Genomic DNA, 983 nt, shown 5'->3' on the forward strand with positions numbered 1-983 from the left:
AGAGGGCGTCCGGTAGGGGTTTAGGCTGACGCGTCCTGTTTCGGGAGGGTGTTTCGCCGGAATCGCACCGGTGTGCCGGTCAGGCGATGGGAGAGCGTGCCGATCATCGCCCAGTGCACCATGGCCCGGGAGCGTTCGGGATGGGTCTCATAATCGCGGTGCAGCCGACGGTAGCGGGCCAAGATTCCCAGGGTCTGCTCGACGATCCAGCGCCGAGGCTGCACGGCGAAGCCCTTGACCTGCGGATCGCGCTGCACGAGTTCCACATCGATGCCCAAAGCGGCGCCATGGGCCACGGCGCCGTTTTTGTAGCCGCCGTCGGCCCAGACCTTGCTCACCCCGGGAAAGTGCGCGTGCAGATGATCCAGGACCTGCTTGCCACCGGTGGAATCCTGGACGGAGGCGGCCGTGATGAGCACCACCAGCAGCAGGCCGAGGGTGTCGGTGGCGATATGGCGCTTGCGGCCCTTGATCCGCTTGCCCGCGTCGTAGCCCTGGGTGGTCTCGGGGGCGTTGGGAGAGGCCTTGACGCTTTGGGCGTCGATGACGGCCGCCGAGGGCAGCACGCGCCGGCCCTTGCGGCGGCGGACCTGCTCGCGCAGGGCGGCGTGGATCTGCTCGGCGATGCCGTCGCTTTCCCAGGCGGTGAAGTAGTCATAGACCGTGGTGTGCGGTGGGAAGTCATGTGGCAGGTAGCGCCAGGCGATGCCGGTGCGGGTGACGTACAGGATCGCGTTGACCACCTCGCGCAGGTCCGTGGTGGGGGTCCGCCCGCCGGCGCGGGTGGCGCGCCAGGCGGAGACGAACGGCTCGATCAGCTGCCACTGGGCATCGGTCAGGTCACAGGGGTAGCGGCGTCGTGGGGTCATGACGTGCTCGATACCGCCTGCGGCCTGACCGTGTCCGCGAGATGATGGAGAAACTTCTGCGTTCGGCTGCGGCTAAGCGGACGAAAAGGGGGATTCCCATACCGGACGCCCTCT

Annotated in this window: 1 protein-coding gene; it reads right to left on the minus strand. The window is 67.7% G+C overall.

What is annotated here, in order from left to right; translation table 11 throughout:
* Positions 1 to 20: 20 nt before the first annotated feature.
* A complete protein-coding gene (locus tag ABD841_RS40495) occupies positions 21 to 869 on the minus strand; it encodes an IS5 family transposase (protein ID WP_344982395.1) in 849 nt (282 codons plus the stop codon).
* Positions 870 to 983: the final 114 nt, after the last annotated feature.

Origin of the sequence: Streptosporangium fragile (assembly GCF_039534445.1) — a bacterium.
In the GTDB taxonomy this organism is placed as follows: Bacteria; Actinomycetota; Actinomycetes; order Streptosporangiales; family Streptosporangiaceae; genus Streptosporangium; species Streptosporangium fragile.